The sequence below is a fragment of the Staphylococcus sp. GDB9P120P genome (genome assembly GCF_017893435.1).
Classification (GTDB): Bacteria; Bacillota; Bacilli; order Staphylococcales; family Staphylococcaceae; genus Staphylococcus; species Staphylococcus cohnii.
Genome location: NZ_JAESNB010000008.1, coordinates 2,292 through 19,860 on the forward strand (window position 1 = coordinate 2,292; position 17,569 = coordinate 19,860).

The 17,569-nt window shown below is 30.7% G+C and carries 16 protein-coding genes and 1 tRNA gene; 14 read left to right on the forward strand and 3 right to left on the reverse strand.

The genetic code is table 11. From position 1 onward, the window contains the following. Positions 1-60: 60 nt before the first annotated feature. The 10 genes from KA856_RS05245 to fumC all read left to right on the forward strand — a co-directional run bounded on the left by KA856_RS05245 (position 61) and on the right by fumC (position 9,233). A tRNA-Leu gene (locus KA856_RS05245) sits at positions 61-143 on the forward strand. A 473-nt stretch (positions 144-616) separates the two neighbouring features. Further along, positions 617-1,684: a PTS sugar transporter subunit IIC gene (locus tag KA856_RS05250; protein WP_107386693.1), complete on the forward strand. Its 1,068-nt coding sequence runs from the start codon at positions 617-619 to the stop codon at positions 1,682-1,684. Positions 1,685-2,012: 328 nt separating this feature from the next. Then, complete coding sequence (locus KA856_RS05255; RefSeq protein WP_064263714.1) at positions 2,013-3,476, forward strand: ABC transporter substrate-binding protein/permease; 1,464 nt, start codon at positions 2,013-2,015, stop codon at positions 3,474-3,476. Further along, positions 3,469-4,191, forward strand: a complete 723-nt coding sequence (locus KA856_RS05260; protein WP_064263717.1) for an amino acid ABC transporter ATP-binding protein — start codon at positions 3,469-3,471, stop codon at positions 4,189-4,191. Before KA856_RS05255 ends, KA856_RS05260 begins: the two co-directional genes overlap by 8 nt. Positions 4,192-4,350: 159 nt before the next feature. Further along, complete coding sequence (gene queG / locus KA856_RS05265) at positions 4,351-5,478, forward strand: tRNA epoxyqueuosine(34) reductase QueG (protein WP_107384704.1); 1,128 nt, start codon at positions 4,351-4,353, stop codon at positions 5,476-5,478. 5 nt (positions 5,479-5,483) lie between these two features. Next, positions 5,484-5,954, forward strand: coding sequence for a tRNA (uridine(34)/cytosine(34)/5-carboxymethylaminomethyluridine(34)-2'-O)-methyltransferase TrmL (gene trmL / locus KA856_RS05270; protein WP_107386552.1), 471 nt, complete (start codon positions 5,484-5,486; stop codon positions 5,952-5,954). 179 nt (positions 5,955-6,133) lie between these two features. Continuing rightward, positions 6,134-6,733 (forward strand): sugar phosphate isomerase family, encoded by a 600-nt coding sequence (locus KA856_RS05275; protein WP_107384706.1) that lies wholly within the window; start codon positions 6,134-6,136, stop codon positions 6,731-6,733. 24 nt (positions 6,734-6,757) lie between these two features. Then, positions 6,758-6,943: an SAS053 family DNA gyrase inhibitor gene (locus KA856_RS05280; protein ID WP_107384707.1), complete on the forward strand. Its 186-nt coding sequence runs from the start codon at positions 6,758-6,760 to the stop codon at positions 6,941-6,943. Positions 6,944-7,235: 292 nt separating this feature from the next. After that, positions 7,236-7,649 (forward strand): hypothetical protein, encoded by a 414-nt coding sequence (locus KA856_RS05285; RefSeq protein WP_181187692.1) that lies wholly within the window; start codon positions 7,236-7,238, stop codon positions 7,647-7,649. Between the two features lie 198 nt (positions 7,650-7,847). Then, complete coding sequence (fumC, locus tag KA856_RS05290) at positions 7,848-9,233, forward strand: class II fumarate hydratase (protein WP_107384709.1); 1,386 nt, start codon at positions 7,848-7,850, stop codon at positions 9,231-9,233. Positions 9,234-9,401: 168 nt separating this feature from the next. On the opposite strand, the gene KA856_RS05295 is transcribed toward fumC, so the two are convergent. After that, positions 9,402-10,229, reverse strand: a complete 828-nt coding sequence (locus tag KA856_RS05295) for an RluA family pseudouridine synthase (protein WP_107384710.1) — start codon at positions 10,227-10,229, stop codon at positions 9,402-9,404. 191 nt (positions 10,230-10,420) lie between these two features. Between KA856_RS05295 and KA856_RS05300 the strand changes: the two genes are divergently transcribed. The 4 genes from KA856_RS05300 to KA856_RS05315 all read left to right on the forward strand — a co-directional run bounded on the left by KA856_RS05300 (position 10,421) and on the right by KA856_RS05315 (position 16,112). After that, a complete protein-coding gene (locus KA856_RS05300) occupies positions 10,421-11,530 on the forward strand; it encodes a GAF domain-containing sensor histidine kinase (protein ID WP_181187693.1) in 1,110 nt (369 codons plus the stop codon). A 21-nt stretch (positions 11,531-11,551) separates the two neighbouring features. After that, the gene (locus tag KA856_RS05305; protein WP_181187694.1) at positions 11,552-12,175 is read left to right on the forward strand and encodes a response regulator; all 624 of its coding nucleotides are present in this window, start codon (positions 11,552-11,554) and stop codon (positions 12,173-12,175) included. Between the two features lie 1,097 nt (positions 12,176-13,272). After that, positions 13,273-14,241 (forward strand): zinc ribbon domain-containing protein, encoded by a 969-nt coding sequence (locus tag KA856_RS05310; protein WP_181187695.1) that lies wholly within the window; start codon positions 13,273-13,275, stop codon positions 14,239-14,241. Positions 14,242-14,828: 587 nt separating this feature from the next. Then, positions 14,829-16,112 carry a dicarboxylate/amino acid:cation symporter gene (locus tag KA856_RS05315; protein WP_107384713.1) on the forward strand — a complete coding sequence of 428 codons (1,284 nt, stop codon included), beginning with the start codon at positions 14,829-14,831 and terminating at the stop codon, positions 16,110-16,112. 199 nt (positions 16,113-16,311) lie between these two features. On the opposite strand, the gene KA856_RS05320 is transcribed toward KA856_RS05315, so the two are convergent. Both KA856_RS05320 and pflA read right to left on the reverse strand, forming a co-directional pair. Next, on the reverse strand, positions 16,312-16,626 hold the full coding sequence (locus KA856_RS05320) for a hypothetical protein (RefSeq protein ID WP_226952017.1): 315 nt from the start codon (positions 16,624-16,626) through the stop codon (positions 16,312-16,314). Between the two features lie 184 nt (positions 16,627-16,810). Further along, the gene (gene pflA, locus KA856_RS05325) at positions 16,811-17,560 is read right to left on the reverse strand and encodes a pyruvate formate-lyase-activating protein (protein ID WP_181187696.1); all 750 of its coding nucleotides are present in this window, start codon (positions 17,558-17,560) and stop codon (positions 16,811-16,813) included. Positions 17,561-17,569: the final 9 nt, after the last annotated feature.

Genomic DNA, 17,569 nt, shown 5'->3' on the forward strand with positions numbered 1-17,569 from the left:
AGTCCTATCTTCCGCTCCATTATCACTTCCTGATTGGAAGTTTTTTGTTTATAACATTGAGCCAGCGTGGCGGAATTGGCAGACGCGCGGGACTCAAAATCCCGTTCCTTTTTGGAGTGTCGGTTCGATCCCGACCGCTGGTATAAATAGCGAATTAGTATTTCTCAGAAACCTCATTATTATGGGGTTTCTTTTTTTATGGATTTCATTAAATACCATTGACTTTAAATATTTTGAACATTGAATAGCTACAAAATATTGTGAAAATTATTGGCCTGCAAGGGTGTAGAAATTTTATTTTTGCTTGATAATCTAATTATCAGTTTAACAATACATACTTACTCTACTGATTTTGTAAATAATAGGAAAGTTTGTTGTACATTTATTACATTGATAGTTTTTTAGTTATTTAAACTTTTTTCGCAAAATTTAAGTTGTCAATTTGTTAGAAGTGAACTGACAATTAAAAATCATTTCTTATTCAAACGGTGAGCTGTTATATATTATAAGATACTGTTAAATATTTAAACCTTGGTTTTTAATATTAAACTTCATATTGTAGTTTAGTCGAAAATATAATATTATAAGTCTAATGTTATATTTGGAGGATACAAGAATGGTAAAATCTAGCACAGCCAAGGTTACAGGGAAAACATTTTTTAGTAATATTTTACAAGCTGTTGGAGCAGGTGTAGTCATAGCATTAATACCTAATGCATTGTTAGGTGAATTATTAAAGTTTTTTAAAGAAGGCAACCAATTACTAGAAACTATTTATCAGTTAGTCGTTTTGATTCAATCATTTATGGCATTTATAATTGGTGTTTTAGCAGCGCATCAATTTAAATTTAGCGGTGCTGGTGCCACGATGATAGGAGTTTCTGCTATGATCGGTAGTGGTGCTGTTAAGATGACACCGGATGGATTTTTACTTAATGGCATTGGTGATATCATTAATACTATTTTAGTTGTAATGATATCTTGTTCTTTATATTTGTTATTACAAAATAAATTAGGGTCACTGGAAATGATTTTGTTACCTGTTATTATTCCTGTTATAAGTGGATTTATAGGTTTGTTTACGTTAGGTTATGTATCAAATGTCACTAAAGGAATTGGTCATGTAGTAAATGCATTTACAGAGTTAAATCCATTGATGATGTCTATATTGATATGTGTCACATATGCTTTGTTGATGGTTACACCTATATCTGTAGTTGCTATTGCAACGGCAATTAGCTTATCTGGTTTAGGTAGTGGTGCAGCTAATATGGGTATTGTAGCAGCTTGTGTGACTTTTTTATTTGGTTCAATTAGAGTTAACGGTGCTGGCGTCAATTTAGTATTGATTATTGGTGCAGCTAAGATGATGATTCCTGTTTATTTTAAACATTTAATTATTGCAATACCATTAATCATTAATGGCGTGATTGGTGGCTTAATAGCTTATTTTATTGGAATTAAAGGTACACCAATGTCTGCTGGTTTTGGTTATACTGGTTTGGTTGGACCTATCAATGCGTTTAATCGAATGGATGGAGATCCGACCATGAATATTATTTTATTAGTATTTGGATATTTTATAATACCATTTGTATCAGCATTCTTTGTGCATGAAATTTGTAAAAAAATGATGCGTAAATATACAGATGATATTTATAAATTTGAAATTCCTAAGCAGTAACAAAGTTTTACAATCACATAGATAATAAATAGTTAAGCGTTTTATCTATCTTTCAATATTATAATGCATGTTTATAACAGTCATTATACATATTAATTGATATAAATTTTGAAATCAGAACGACGAGCTAAAAAACACCTTCATATTAAATGGAGGTGTTTTTTTAATATATATAGAATATAGCTGTCAGTTGACGACATCAAATATACCATTTTATGTAATCATACGAACATGAACTTTTAAAATTAAGAAAAATATACAAATCTCTTATTGAATATTTTTGCGTAATTATGTATAATAATAAATATTATAGAAAGGGGATTAATAGATGAAACAAATATTGAAAGTGATTACTGTTTTTTCATTCCTTATAAGTACTTTAATTATTTACATAAATCCAGAAGTAAATGCTAGTGAAAAAGATCAATGGCATAAAATTAAAGAGCGTGGTGAATTGCGTGTTGGTTTATCAGCTGATTATGCACCATATGAGTTTGAACATAATGTTAATGGTAAATCAAAGTATGCAGGCATTGATATTGATATCGCAAAAAAGATTGCGAAAGATAATCATTTAAAATTAAAAATTGTAAATATGCAGTTTGATAGTTTATTAGGTGCGATACAAACTGGTAAAATTGATATCATTATTTCTGGAATGACACCTACACCAGAACGTTTGAAAGAGGTGGATTTTTCAAACCCTTATATGACAGTCGATCAAAAAATGATTATTAAAAAGTCTGAGGCAGATCGTTTCAAAACAATTGAAGATTTTGCGAATAAAAAAATAGGTGTACAAAAGCAAACACAACAAGAAAAAATTGCGCAAACTGAAATCGATAATGCACAAATTCAATCTTTAACACGTGTACCTGAAGTTATAATGTCATTGAAAAGCGGAAAAGTTAATGGAATGGTAATTGAAGGGCCAGTTGCAGAAGCATATTTAAAACAAAATAAAGATTTAACTTTTGCTAATGATGTTAAGTTTAATGAAGGTAGAAAAGAAACGGCAATTGCCTTACCTAAAAATTCTCCCATGCTTATGGATAAATTAAACACCTCTATCAAAGATGTTAAAAATAAAAATTTGCTGGAAGATTATAAAGCGTCAGCTGCTGATGCAATGCAAAAAGATGACGGTAATTTCTTTACGAAATATGGCAGCTTTTTCTTAAAAGGAATTAAAAACACGATTTTAATTTCTATAGTTGGAGTCGTTTTAGGTGCTGTATTTGGTGCATTTATTGCATTATTAAAATTAAGTAAAGTGAAAATATTGAGATGGATTTCTTCAGCTTATATTGAATTTTTAAGAGGCACTCCTTTATTAGTTCAAGTATTTCTAGTTTATTTTGGTACCACAGCAGTTTTAGGTCTAGATATCTCAGCTTTGATATGTGGTATGATAGCACTTGTTATAAACTGTTCAGCTTACATTGCTGAAATTATAAGAGCTGGTATTAATGCAGTTGATAAAGGACAAACTGAAGCTGCAAGAAGTTTAGGACTTACATATGGTCAAACAATGAAATCAGTTATTTTGCCACAGGCTGTAAAAAACATATTACCAGCTTTAGGTAATGAGTTTGTTACTGTTATTAAAGAATCATCAATTGTATCCGTAATAGGTGTTAGTGAAATAATGTTCAATGCACAAGTTGTACAAGGAGCATCATTTGATCCATTTACACCGCTCATTGTAGCTGCAATATTATACTTTATACTTACATTTACTTTATCAAGAGTGATGTATTTCTTCGAAGGGAGATTGAAAGTTAGTGATTAATATTAAAAATTTATATAAATCTTTTGGAAAAAATGAAGTTTTAAAAGGGATAAATCTAACGGTGGATAAAGGTGATGTTGTTGCTATAATAGGTCCTTCAGGTAGTGGTAAAAGTACACTTTTACGCTGTATAAACCTTCTTGAAACCCCTTCAAGTGGTGAAGTGATATTTAAAGATCATAGTTTAACAAATGAAAAAACTAAATTAGAAACACTAAGACAACAGATGGGTATGGTTTTTCAAAATTTTAATTTATTTCCACATAAGAAGGTTATAGACAATATCATATTGGCTCCTAGTTTATTAAAAAAGGGTAATCAAAGAGATTTGAAAAAGGAAGCAATGGATTTGTTGAAAAAAGTTGGATTAGAAGATAAGGCTAATGCATATCCTGCTCAATTATCGGGTGGGCAAAAGCAAAGGGTTGCTATTGCTAGAGCTTTAGCAATGAATCCAGAAGTACTTCTGTTTGATGAGCCCACCTCAGCACTAGATCCTGAAGTGGTTGGTGATGTTTTAGAAGTAATGAAAGATTTAGCCAAAGAAGGTATGACTATGGCAGTTGTAACACACGAAATGAATTTTGCAAAAGACGTGAGTGATAAAGTTGTGTTTATGGCTGATGGTGTCATTGTGGAATCAGGTACACCACAAAATATTTTTGAGCAACCACAACATGATAGAACTAGAAACTTTTTAGCACGTGTTTTATAAATATAAAATCAACCAAGGTGTTTGGCAATGGATTATTGTAATTCATTCATAGCACCTTGGTTTTTTTAATAAATATTGAAAATTGGATTATCGAATTCTCTTATTAATAATGAATATGTTAAACTATAGAATGTATGTTTTTAAGGTGGGGTGTGAAAAATGAATGTAGATCAATTGAAACAAGATGTCATAGACTATGCTCACTCAATTGGTATTGATAGTATTGGTTTTACCACGGCTGATCCATTTGATGAATTAAAGCAAAAATTAGTTGATTATCATGAAAAGGGATATGCCTCTGGATTTGAAGAACCAGATATTGGTTTGCGTACTGAACCTAAGTTAACATTGCCTACTGCAAGATCTATTATTGCTATTGCTGTTGGTTATCCCAATAAATTAAAAGGTGCACCTAGAAGCGTGCGTGGAGACAGAAGAGGTATGTTTGCAAGGGCATCTTGGGGCCAAGATTATCATTCAATCATGAGAAAACGTTTAGATAAATTAGCTGAGTATTTAGAGGCTAGAGTCCCAGATGTGGAAATTAAATCTATGGTTGATACGGGTGTGTTGTCAGACCGAGCTGTTGCAGAACGCGCAGGATTAGGTTATGTAGGTAGAAATGGATTTGTCATAAATCCAGATCTCGGTACTTGGACTTATTTAGGAGAAATGTTAGTTAGTGTTCCTTTTCCTCCTGATGACCCAATCATTGATAGTTGTGGAGATTGTACAATTTGTGTTGACCGTTGTCCAACAGGAGCTTTAGTTGGTGATGGACAACTAAATAGTCAAAAATGTATTAGTTTTTTAACACAGACAAAAGGTTACATGCAAGATGAATATCGATATAAAATTGGTAATCGACTTTATGGCTGTGATACATGTCAACAAGTTTGTCCAAGAAATCGTGGTATTAATACACAGCATGATGATATTGTGTTAGAACCAGAAACATTAAAACCAAGGTTAGTACCATTATTACAAATGAGTAATAAAGAGTTTAAAAATACTTACGGTCATTTAGCAGGTGCTTGGAGAGGTAAAAAACCAATTCAAAGAAACGCAATTCTAGCGTTAGCACATTTTAAAGAGGAAACTGCGATACCCGAATTACAAGAAGTCGCATTAAATGACCCAAGGCCTATGATTAGAGCTACAGCTTATTGGGCAATTGGACAAATTCAGGGCGAGCAAGCAAGACCATTTATTGAAGCACACTACGACAGTGAATTAGAGGAAGTCCAACATGAGATGTTAAAAGGACTAGATATGAGGAGAGAATAAAAAGCATGACGAACCACATTGTATTATTTCAACCACAGATACCCGGAAATACGGGTAGTATCGCTAGAACCTGTGCCGGTACATATACACATTTACATCTAATAAAACCATTAGGATTTAGTACAGATGACAAGATGTTGAAAAGAGCAGGATTAGATTATTGGGATTCTGTAAATATTAGTTATTATGAAAATATAGAATCGTTTTTTGAAAGTACGGAAGGTGAATATTACTTATTAACTAAGTTTGGTGAAAAAACTTATTCTGATTTTGATTTTACTGATGAAGATGAAAATCATTATTTTATTTTTGGTAGAGAAACTACTGGCTTACCTGATTGGGTAAAGGAGAAATATAAAGATACAGCATTAAGAATCCCAATGAATGATAATATAAGATCATTAAATTTATCAAATACTGCATCTTTACTTATTTATGAAGCGTTGAGACAACAAAATTTTCCAAATTTACATTAAATTATATATTAATCGATGAAAAACGACTTTGACATTTGTATAATGAAGATAAAGCTAAAAATAGTTTTTGAAAATTTAGTTGATTATTAAAATTATATAGTTTATGAAGATAGCTTCAAGGGTATTATTATAAATAATGCTAGAACGCGTCTTAAAAGATTAAGAGGAGTGTAATAACTATGGCAATGAACTTTAAAATTTTAGAAAACGAAAAAAGTGTGGCAGAATACGCTGCAGATATTTTAAGAAAACAGTTTAACAATAATCCAACTACTATAGCAGGCATACATCTTTCTAATGATAATGCACCAGTATTAGATGAATTAAAGAAAAATGTAGATGATCATGCAGTAGATTTTAGTCAAATTAATATATTAGATTATGATAGCAATAAGTCTTATTTTGAAGCGTTAGGCGTACCAGAAAGTCAAATATATAGTGTTTCATATGGTCAAGATACAGAATCATTTATAAGTGATAAAATCAAAACTAAAGAAAATAAAGGTAAATTGATTACACAAATACTGTCAATAGATACAAATGGTAAACTAAATGTAAGTATCAATCATGGTCTCTTTTCTGCAAGAGAAGTAATTTTAGTGATTACTGGTTCTGAGAAAAAAGATGTTGTGCATAAATTATATGAAGAAAATGGTAAAACTTCATTTGAGCCATCTGATTTGAAAGCACACCGCATGGTGAATGTTATTTTGGATGAAGCTGCTGCAGAAGGCCTTCCTGAAGATGTTCGTCACTATTTCACTGCACGTTTCGCATAAAATTAAAAATGTGAGGTGTAACTAATGACAAATGATAATGCTAATAAACAGTATTCTAACCATGAAACAGAACCCAAAAATGAAATGGTCGATGATTTTGAAGATATCGTAGAATTGGGAAAAGAAATGGAACAAATTTCTGAAGAAAATGATGAAGATAAACTAGATAAATCACATGATTCAAATGTACGTTCTGATTTAGATAATTAAAGTGTTACGTTTATTTAATAAGTGATTAAATAGTATCTATCAAAGCCTAAATGACATTCTATGAGTACTACTTACAAACAAAATCATTATTTCTTTTATAAATAATTGGAAGCGAGTAAGTGATGATCAAATATTAAAAAATTTGATGTCCTTCTCGCTTCTTTTTATATTTATTTAATCAATGTGCCAAGTTATTTGCTTATGGTTATATGAATAATAAAAAAACAATGCCAACATAAATTTGATTATGTTATTATTAAATCATTATTTGAATTAAGGAGTTATCATTAATATGTTAAGTAACTATTGGAAATACCTCATGATAAGTGCTGTGATTGTAAATTTAATTTCTATAAAAGGCTTTCCTATGGCCATTGGAGCAATATATCTGCCAATCTTATTTAAAATTATTCAACTACAAATCAACTTGTCACATGGACTGGTAGATAAAGTAAATGCTTCTACATTTGTAAAAAGTAATCAAACTGGGATCATTATTAGTGTATTATGTTGTATTGTTATAACAGTATTGTTATTTAAGCCGCTTGGAGGTTTTTATAATAGTTTAACTGGGTTTTTAGGGCTTCTTGTCACAGTTAGTCCTGTGACTATGATTATTGGCGCAATTCTTTTAGTTTTAACTGCAATAGGTATTATACAAGCAGCAAAGGTGAAATTTAACGATGTAACAATTACAAAAGAATAATGAATAGATGTATAAACCAGGAACTAAAAATTAGTTTCTGGTTTTTTTCATGCTAGCAACTAATTAATTAAGCTTTGTAAATCGTTGTTATTAATCAGACATTTTTTATGTAATGAAAACGCTATATTAAGAGATTGCTCAGTTAAATTAATTAATGCTATACTAAAGTTAAATACATATTGAAGGGGAGATTTATAAATGTCAGTTAGAATTGAACATGATACATTTGGTGAAATAGAAGTACCTGCAGATAAATACTGGGGTGCACAAACAGAAAGAAGTAAACGTAACTTTCCAGTTGGAAAAGAACAAATGCCAATTGAAGTTGTTTATGGATTTGCTCAATTAAAAAGAGGGGCAGCATTAGCCAATCATGAGTTAGGAAAACTAAGTGACGCAAAAAAAGATGCTATTGTTCATGCATGTGATCGTATATTAAACAAAGAATTGGATGAACACTTCCCATTAGTCGTTTGGCAAACAGGAAGCGGTACACAAAGCAATATGAACGTCAACGAAGTTGTGAGTTATGTTGCGAATATGTATCTCAAAGAACAAGGTAGCGATGAGTCAATACATCCAAATGATGATGTGAATAAATCTCAAAGTTCAAATGATACTTTCCCTACTGCGATGCATGTTGCACTATATAATGAAATTGAAGTAAAACTTGAACCTGCATTAAAATCATTACGTGATACTTTTAAAGAAAAAGAAGCAAAGTTTAATGATATTATAAAAATCGGACGTACTCATTTACAAGATGCTACACCTATTCGTTTAGGGCAAGAAATAAGCGGATGGCGTTATATGTTAGATAAATGTGAAACATTACTTAGTGAATCAAAAGCGCATATTTTAAATTTAGCAATCGGGGGTACTGCAGTAGGTACCGGTATTAACGCTCATCCAGAATTTGGTGATAAAGTTGCTAAATTTATTTCAAAAAATACTGGGTATCCATTTGTATCATCTGAAAATAAATTTCATGCATTAACTGCGCATGATGAGGTCGTTCAATTACATGGTTCTCTCAAAGCTTTAGCTACTGACTTAATGAAAATTGCAAATGATGTGAGATGGTTAGCGTCTGGACCACGTGCTGGGCTTGCTGAAATTTCTATACCAGAAAATGAACCTGGTTCATCTATTATGCCTGGTAAAGTCAACCCAACACAATGTGAAATGTTGACGATGGTTGCAGTTCAAGTTATGGGTAATGACACTGTGGTTGGTATAGGTAGTTCACAGGGGAATTTTGAATTAAATGTCTATAAACCTGTGATTTTGCATAATACATTGCAGTCTATATATTTATTGGCGGATGGCATGCAAACATTTAACGATAATTGTGCAGTAGGCATTGAACCAATTGAAGAAAACATTGATAATTATTTAAATCAATCACTAATGTTAGTAACAGCATTAAATCCTCATATTGGGTATGAAAAAGCTGCTAGCATAGCTAAAAAAGCCCATCGAGAAGGTTTAACATTAAAAGAATCTGCCATCCAATCTGGATATTTAACTGAAGAACAGTTTAATGAGTGGATTAAACCGGAAGATATGGTTGAACCTAAATAAATTTAAAATCTTAAGGCATATCAATATCTTTGATTAACGACGAAACGTCAATTTCTATTAAAATGAAATAGAAATTGACGTTTTTGCATTTATTTTGAGTCATTTTAACTACAATGTTGTTCGCGCGATAAAAGCTATAGAGAGAATTGAAAATTCAACCTATCTCTTTTAAATTTCATTATCTAAACTAACTGATATTTTTTCTTGTGTTAATGGGTGAATAAATTCAATTTTATAACTATTCAATTGGAGTTGTCTTAAAGTTGAATAACCGTATAGTGGATCTCCAATAACTGGATGTCCAATTTCTGCTAAATGCACACGTATTTGGTGTGTTCGACCCGTGTCTAATTTCAAATCGACTTCACATACATTTTCTTTGACCATATTCGAAGACAAAATGTGTGTAATAGCAGATTGTCCTGTAGTAGATACTCGGCGCTTGTTCGAATGAAATTTATCTTTACCAATAGGCGCATTAATGGTTTGTGGTTTAATAGGTAACAAGCTATGTACCTTTGCTTTATAGATACGGTCTATTTTATTTTCTTCTAACATACGATCTAGGATTTTTTTCATTAAAGGATTTTTAGCAACAATTAATAAGCCCACAGTTTCTTGATCTAAGCGATGTATCGGTTCTGCATAGTCACTATTGATTGTATATATCACATGATTCATTAATGTATTACTTTCTTTTAAATCATTAGGATGCGTTTTAACCCCTTTAGGCTTCATAACAATTGCTAAATCATTGTCTTCATAATAAATTTGTGCATATCGATAACTTGGTAAATAATTACTTTTTTCTTCTGGTGTTGGAATGTAAACTTGATCTCCTGTATGTACTTGTGACGTGAGTTTTGCATTTATATCATTGATTTTAATCTCTTTTGACATATTTAAATTGTGTAAATCTTTTTTTGGTAATTGTAATTGCTGGAAAATTTCTCTAAGTGTTAATTCATCATAATTTTCTGGGATTTGAAATTTCATAATATCCTCCTCTTTAATCAATTATTATCATACCATAAACACGCTGTTAAAAATATTAGACCCAGAGATTGATTTAATAATTTTTTACATTGTTTTAATTCAAGTAAAAAGGAATTATTTATCTATTTTTAAATGCTTTACAAACTTGTATAATGTATGTAAATAGTGTTGTTAAAGAATGGACTGGTTAAATGGAAAAACCGACAAGATTAGCATTATTAAAAGAAATTGCTGAATTTTTAAATGAAGAAACAGAAACATTTAGTATGCTACAAGGCGCATTAAAATCGTTGATTGATGGTAGTGAATTTACTACGGGCTGGATTTTCTTCATTGATGATGTGGGGCAACATGAGCTCGTATCATATAATGGTTTACCAGGAGCATTGGAAAATAATCATTGTCAATATATGCGAAAGGGTACGTGTTGGTGTGTTCAAGCATATCAAAATAAAAAGTTAACGAAGGCTTCAAATATTATAAATTGTTCGAGAATTAATTTAGCCAATCGGGCTTATCATGAAGAAACTGACGGTATTACACACCATGCTACTGTACCGTTAAGGTCTGGCGAAGAGCAATTTGGGTTACTCAATGTTGCAACACCTTATACAAGTAGATATAGTGCAGAAAACTTAGAGTTATTAGAATCTGTTGCATTGCAAATCGGATCTGCAATAAAAAGGATTCTCTTAACCGATCAAGAAAAAGAAGCTGCGCGTATTAGTGAACGTAATAGATTAGCTAGAGATTTACATGATTCAGTAAACCAAATGCTTTTTTCTGTTAAATTGACAGCACACGCAGCATTAGGGATGACACAAGAAAAGGTTTCTCGTAAGGCATTCCAAGTGATTGAAGATACAAGCCAGCAAGCAGTAAATGAAATGAGAGCTTTAATTTGGCAATTAAAACCCGTTGGTTTAGAACAAGGATTAGTTAGTGCACTAAAACAGTATAGTGAATTACTACAGTTAGAGTTAATTGTTAAAGTGGATGGTTTAATTAAACTTCCAAGTCAAATCGAGGAAAATGTTTATAGAATTGTTCAAGAAGCAATGAATAATACGAAAAAACATAGTGAAACCACTCAAGTTCGATTAGATTTAGTTCAAGCGGACAATTATTTATTGGTAACAATCTCTGATTTTGGCAAAGGTTTTGATAAACATAAGTCAAATCTTTATCACTCGCATGGCTTGAATAATATGAAACAAAGGACTAAACAGATAAATGGTAAATTGACAATTGAAGGTGAACCAAACAAAGGTACAAAAATTCATATCTCAATACCATTATAAAGTTTCGAAAGGAAGGTCAAGATGAATCGAATCATTTTGGTAGATGATCACCATATCGTAAGACAAGGTTTAGAATTTCTATTATCAACAGTTGGTGATATAGAGGTTGTTAAAGGCTTTTCAGATGGCAAATCATTTTTAAGTTATTTGGAAGAGCATGAATTACCCGATATTGTATTATTAGATTTAGTGATGCCCAATATGAATGGTATAGAAATCACTGAAATTATGAAGCGAAAATATCCCGAAGTAAAAATATTAGTGCTAACCAGTTATGTAGATGATGAACATGTGATTTCGGCAATTGATAAAGGCGCCGATGGTTATGAAATGAAAGATGTTGAACCTGAGAAGTTGATTAAAACAATTAAAAATGTATTGTCAGGTGAAAAAGTTATCCATCCACAAGCCCAAAGTGTGATGGAATCTGTAAGCAGTAAACCGCACTATACAAACAAACTATCTAAACGTGAATCTGAAGTATTGACAGAAATGGCAAAGGGTAAAACAAATAAAGAAATTGCGGAAACTTTATTTGTCTCAGAAAAAACTGTTAAAACACATGTAAGTCACATATTTGCTAAATTGCAAGTATCTGATCGCACACAAGCGGCTATTTATGCTATGCAGAATAATCTTATATAATATATTAGATGTTATGTAAATATTATTTTACATAGCATTTTTTTATGTTCATCTTCAAAATACCTTGCATTGCGTTTATCCATACTATCTTCTATCCTATCTTGATAATAACTGGTTGAAGTAAAACAAATTCTGCTTCATTAGTAAGGATGTTTTCAACCTTTTACACATAAATAATATCAAAATAAGAGCTAATTAATATAAACGAATTTAGCAACTTACTATGCTATAAAGAGAAATCAGTAGACGAAACAGTACATGGTTATTAAATAAAGCAGATTTGTTCAGAGAAGTATGATATATGGAGGTGAAAAGTGAAAAACAAGATTTAAATTAATTGATTATAAAGACATTGGTTGTGACAAACTTCACTTTGAAACAATGAGATTAAGTAAATGGATTCTTGAGAAGGAATCAATAAATGAATTTTTATCCAAATGAAAATTTAAATGAATAAACAAATAAAATAATTTGTGATGATGTTACCGTAACAACAAATGGTAGGATTAAAAAGTGAAAAAACACTAAAAGTTTGGGCAATTACATATAAATAACATCCTTAATACGTATTTGTAATTGAAGATAAATTTGTGCTTTTTGGGCAATTACTACGTATTATAATAAGTTTGAAATGGAAGATGAATTAGTTATTAGAAGTTCCTTCGTAAGTAAGGAAAGATTGAATGTATACATCATAATTGAAAACAAGGTGGCTATTAACAATCTCAAAGTTAGGAATAATTAATATAGATAATTTAAATACAAATATTATATATAAAGTTGTGCAAGGCAAAAGGCAAACAAGAATACGAGAAAAAATAGAATATGAAAATTTTTAAAAATTTAAAGAAAATTAGACTTTTACTTATCAGTTTATATTAGTGACTAAAATGTAGTAATTATAGTTTTTTACATTGTAATAATAAAATGGATATTTTAATAAAAATGCAATAATTATATAACGTTTATTGTGGTTTAGTTTAATGATAAATTATTTAAAATTTTTAGAGAAAATATTTTTATTTATATTGTTCTACTTGTAAATTGAGGATATAATATAAATAAGTGTAAAATTAAAATAGTTAGGGGCTGTATTTTTGAAGTATTGTAATAATTGTGGGAATAAATTGCAAGATAATCAAAAGTTTTGCGATAAATGTGGTAAAAGTGTAAGCTACAATAACTTAAATTCTAGTTACAATAGTGGTACACCACAACCACCAAAAAAGAACGGTGGTAAAATAGTTATGATAATAATAACCATTATAGTATTTTTGTTGTTACTCGCTGGACTATTATTTGGTGCTTACAAACTGTTTTGGGAAAACGATACTAGTTCAAATGGAACAAATAATAGCTCAATTAGTGGTAATGATACACAAGGGGATGATTCACAAAATAATGAAGATGTGGATGGAGCTCCGACAATTGATGTTTTAACTGATACATTTAATACTACATTTATGAATCAGGATAATAGATCAGGATACGGTTTTATAAGAATAGGAATGAATAAAGATGAAGTAGAAAATAAATTTGGTCAACCTAATGATAGTGTAATAATCGCTGGTACTTCTGCAAGCCAGTACGGAAGCATAGCAGTCCATTACAATCATGATATAGTTGAGAGATACTTTATTGTTCCAAGTAATGATATAACTGTTTATCAATTTATAAACCAACATGGTGACCCAACAATGAAAGCAGATGAAGGCGGAATCGTGTATGATGATAATGCTGATAATGACTTTACAGTAAAAGTATTTGTAGATGAAAATAGCAAAGTGGAGGGTATAGAAAGTGTAGAACAAATTGAAAGGACTGATTCTTCTGATGAATCTGATTCTAATGAAATCATAACAAGTAAATCAAAGGCTGAAAAAATTGGCAAAGATTATTTATTTGAGAAATATGATGATGATTATTGGTTCCACTCTGTTGATGAATATAATGGTATATATAGAGTGAACTATGGAGAAGGCGATGCTAGTCACGCCCATGATGCAATTTATATTGACCAAGAAACTGGGAACATAACTGAAAGTGATCCTAACGAGGAAAATTAAAGTCTCAAATGCTATGTGAATGCATGCTTATTCTAAGAAATAAAATATAATATATATAAAAGTTGTTTCGACAAGATGAAAAATAATAAAAATGGTTGAGTGTTTCAATAACATAATATATGATATTTAGAAAGAATATTTATTAAACGATAATCCTAGAGTTTAATTAAAGGGATACAAGAATGATGAAGCGTGGTTACTAAAAAATAATAAGATATTGGTAATTCTTTAAATGATACTTGTATATTTTGTTACTGTTGAGATAGGTTTCTACTTTAGTAATATTTTCGGTTTTAATAAAGGAATTATTCCTATTATTATAGTTTTTATAGCGATAGCAATTTGGTTTTAGTATAATAAAATTCAAAATTAATCCGTTTGTTTTAGATAGAATAAAGCTTTTAAGCTCTATTCTCATTTAATTTATAAATAAAAATTTTAAGAATTATGATACTATTAAAAAAATCTATACATAACAGAACTGATATTATATCAGTTCTGTTTTTTTGAATTCTATATATACTTTTGTTTCAAAATGTATAATATTACTATATACTATATCTAATAAACATAAAGGGGATGTTATTATGAAGACTAAAAATCTTTCATTGAAAATTGTTATAGCGTTAATTCTCGGTATAGCAATAGGCTCCATACTTAACATGTTTGCGCAATCGAGTTTTGTAGTCAACGTTGATAAATATGTCTTCAATGTTATTGGGCAAATTTTTCTTAATTTAATTTTCATGTTAGTGGTGCCTGTTGTGTTTGTTTCAATTGTGTTAGGTGTAGTAGGTGTGGGTGATCCAAAATTACTAGGTGGTATTGGGTTGAAAACGATTAGTTTCTTTTTAACTACTACTGCAATAGCTATTATTATTGGGATTACTTTAGCTTTAGTTTTACAACCGGGTGAAGGGAAATCAGATTTATTAAAAAGTGAAGATGTTTCAAGTTATCAAAAAACATTAGATAAAGAAGATAATTCACAAAGTTCTGCTGCAAAGCAATCGTTTGATCAAACACTGATCAATCTTTTTCCTAAAAATCCATTACAAGCCATGAGTGAAGAAAATATGTTGCAAATTATTACATTTGCCATTTTTATAGGGGTTGGTTTGATAATGGTTGGTTCGAAAGCTGAAGCGGTACACCGGTTATTTGAGCAAACCAACGAAGTTTTAATGTATATTGTAACGATGATCATGAGCGTATTTGCGCCTATAGGTACTTTTGGTCTTGTTGCACATGCATTTACAGGGGCAGGATTTGGAGCTATCCAACAACTTGGTATGTATTTCTTTATAGTGCTTCTAGCGCTATTTATCCATTTCTTCGTTGTATATGGTTCAGCGGTGAAATTTATGGCTAAATCAAGTCCACTAAAATTCTTTAAGGGGTTTCTTCCTGCAATAACACTAGGTTTTAGTGCTTCGAGTTCCACTGCAACCTTACCAGTATCACTTAAATGTACAAAAAATATGGGTGTTAGACCAGAAGTAGCATCTTTCGTACAACCTCTCGGTGCAACAATAAACATGGATGGAACGGCAATCATGCAAGGTGTTGCGACAATATTTATTGCACAAATCTCAGGTGTAGAGCTTTCATTTATGCAAATTATAACTGTTGTGGTCATCGCTGTTGTAGCATCTATTGGTACAGCTGGCGTACCTGGGGTTGGACTGATTATGTTAGCAATGGTTTTAAATGCCGTTGGATTAGATCCAGCAGCAATTGGTATTATTTTAGGTATTGATAGATTATTAGATATGACACGAACATCTGTCAATATTACAGGTGATGCCGCTTGTGCGCTTATCATTTCAAAAGCTGAAGATAAAAAATTAGCTGCTAGAAATGAAAGTTAATAAAATAATAGATATAAATATAAAGAATTTAAAATCTGAGAGTGGCTCTAACGTTTATATGTTTTGGCCACTCTTTTTAGTTGATATACATGAGAAGTGTTGTAAAATAGATGTTGATATATAAAAGTAGTATTTGTCTTTATAAAAAAACTAAACCATCACAATGATAGCTTAGTTTCAGATTAACCTAATGTGTTACTTATTCAGAAAGAAGTACATTATATAACTCTACAAATTTTTTGCCATCTTTTCTTGGAACCTGGTCAAAAAGCCAAGGCTCTCCGTCTGATTCCATAATAGTTATTCTAAAAGGGGTTAAGGATAGTCCAAATTTAACACTTTGAAGTTCATCAAAAGGGAATAAACTTTTGATTTCATGATTTTCAATTATTCCTTTTGCTTTAAACGTAATTTTATCATTATATAGCGTCAAAATTCCTGGAATCATTTGAGCATTAATAAATTTCATAGAAGTACTGATAGAAATTAGTTTTGTTGAAGTATGAGTATTCAAATGAACATCCCCTTAAAATTTGTTTCTGTTAATATATCATTTTGAAAAATATTATTTAATTTCATGTTCAATAGCAAAAAATAAAAGTAGTGAATGATATCTACATTTCAAATGATATCATTCACTACTTTTTTGATTTGATACATTTTAATAACCGCGATAATTTTAATGTGTCTAAATAAAGTTAAATAGGGGTGTAACCTTTAAAATTTACATATTGATATGCTTGTTTTACTTCAGCCTCAGTAGGTGCTTCTTTATGCTTTAACACATAAGTTATACCTAGTGATTGCCATTTATGCACACCTAGTTGGTGATATGGCAGTATTTCAAAGCGCTTAACGTTATCGAGTGAATTTATAAATTCACCTAACCGCATCAAATCTTGTTTATTATCTGTAAGACCTGGCACCAGCACATGTCTTATCCAAACAGGCTGTCTTTTACGAGAAAGTGTTTTAGCAAAGTTTAATATATGTGTATTAGGTTGGCCAGTTAATTCCTTATGTTTAGCATTATCAATATGTTTAATATCTAATAATATTAAGTCTGTATATTTTAATAAAGCATCTAATTGTTTTTCAAAAGTGGGTGTATTTTTCGCAGTACCAGCTGATGTATCTATACAGGTATGAATATCATATTTTTTTAACGATTGAAATAGGGAGGTTAAGAATTTAATTTGTAGTAAAGGCTCACCACCACTTACTGTCACACCTCCATTTGATGCATCAAAATATGGTTTGAAAGGTATTATTTCGTTTACCATTTCATCAACTGTAACTGCGCGTGTATAGTCATTTATTTTCCAAGTGTCTGGATTATGACAGTATAAACATCTTAGTAAACAACCTTGGGTAAATAAAATATAGCGTAATCCTGGACCATCAACGGTACCCAAACTTTCAACAGAATGTAAATGTCCTTTTAACATATATAGGCC

Coding starts and splice junctions, on each gene's coding strand:
- KA856_RS05250 (WP_107386693.1), top strand. CDS start 617: ATGGTAAAATCTAGCACAGCCAAGGTTACAGGGAAAACATTTTTTAGT.
- KA856_RS05255 (WP_064263714.1), top strand. CDS start 2,013: ATGAAACAAATATTGAAAGTGATTACTGTTTTTTCATTCCTTATAAGT.
- queG (WP_107384704.1), top strand. CDS start 4,351: ATGAATGTAGATCAATTGAAACAAGATGTCATAGACTATGCTCACTCA.
- trmL (WP_107386552.1), top strand. CDS start 5,484: ATGACGAACCACATTGTATTATTTCAACCACAGATACCCGGAAATACG.
- KA856_RS05275 (WP_107384706.1), top strand. CDS start 6,134: ATGGCAATGAACTTTAAAATTTTAGAAAACGAAAAAAGTGTGGCAGAA.
- KA856_RS05280 (WP_107384707.1), top strand. CDS start 6,758: ATGACAAATGATAATGCTAATAAACAGTATTCTAACCATGAAACAGAA.
- KA856_RS05285 (WP_181187692.1), top strand. CDS start 7,236: ATGTTAAGTAACTATTGGAAATACCTCATGATAAGTGCTGTGATTGTA.
- fumC (WP_107384709.1), top strand. CDS start 7,848: ATGTCAGTTAGAATTGAACATGATACATTTGGTGAAATAGAAGTACCT.
- KA856_RS05295 (WP_107384710.1), bottom strand. CDS start 10,229: ATGAAATTTCAAATCCCAGAAAATTATGATGAATTAACACTTAGAGAA.
- KA856_RS05300 (WP_181187693.1), top strand. CDS start 10,421: ATGGAAAAACCGACAAGATTAGCATTATTAAAAGAAATTGCTGAATTT.
- KA856_RS05305 (WP_181187694.1), top strand. CDS start 11,552: ATGAATCGAATCATTTTGGTAGATGATCACCATATCGTAAGACAAGGT.
- KA856_RS05315 (WP_107384713.1), top strand. CDS start 14,829: ATGAAGACTAAAAATCTTTCATTGAAAATTGTTATAGCGTTAATTCTC.
- pflA (WP_181187696.1), bottom strand. CDS start 17,560: ATGTTAAAAGGACATTTACATTCTGTTGAAAGTTTGGGTACCGTTGAT.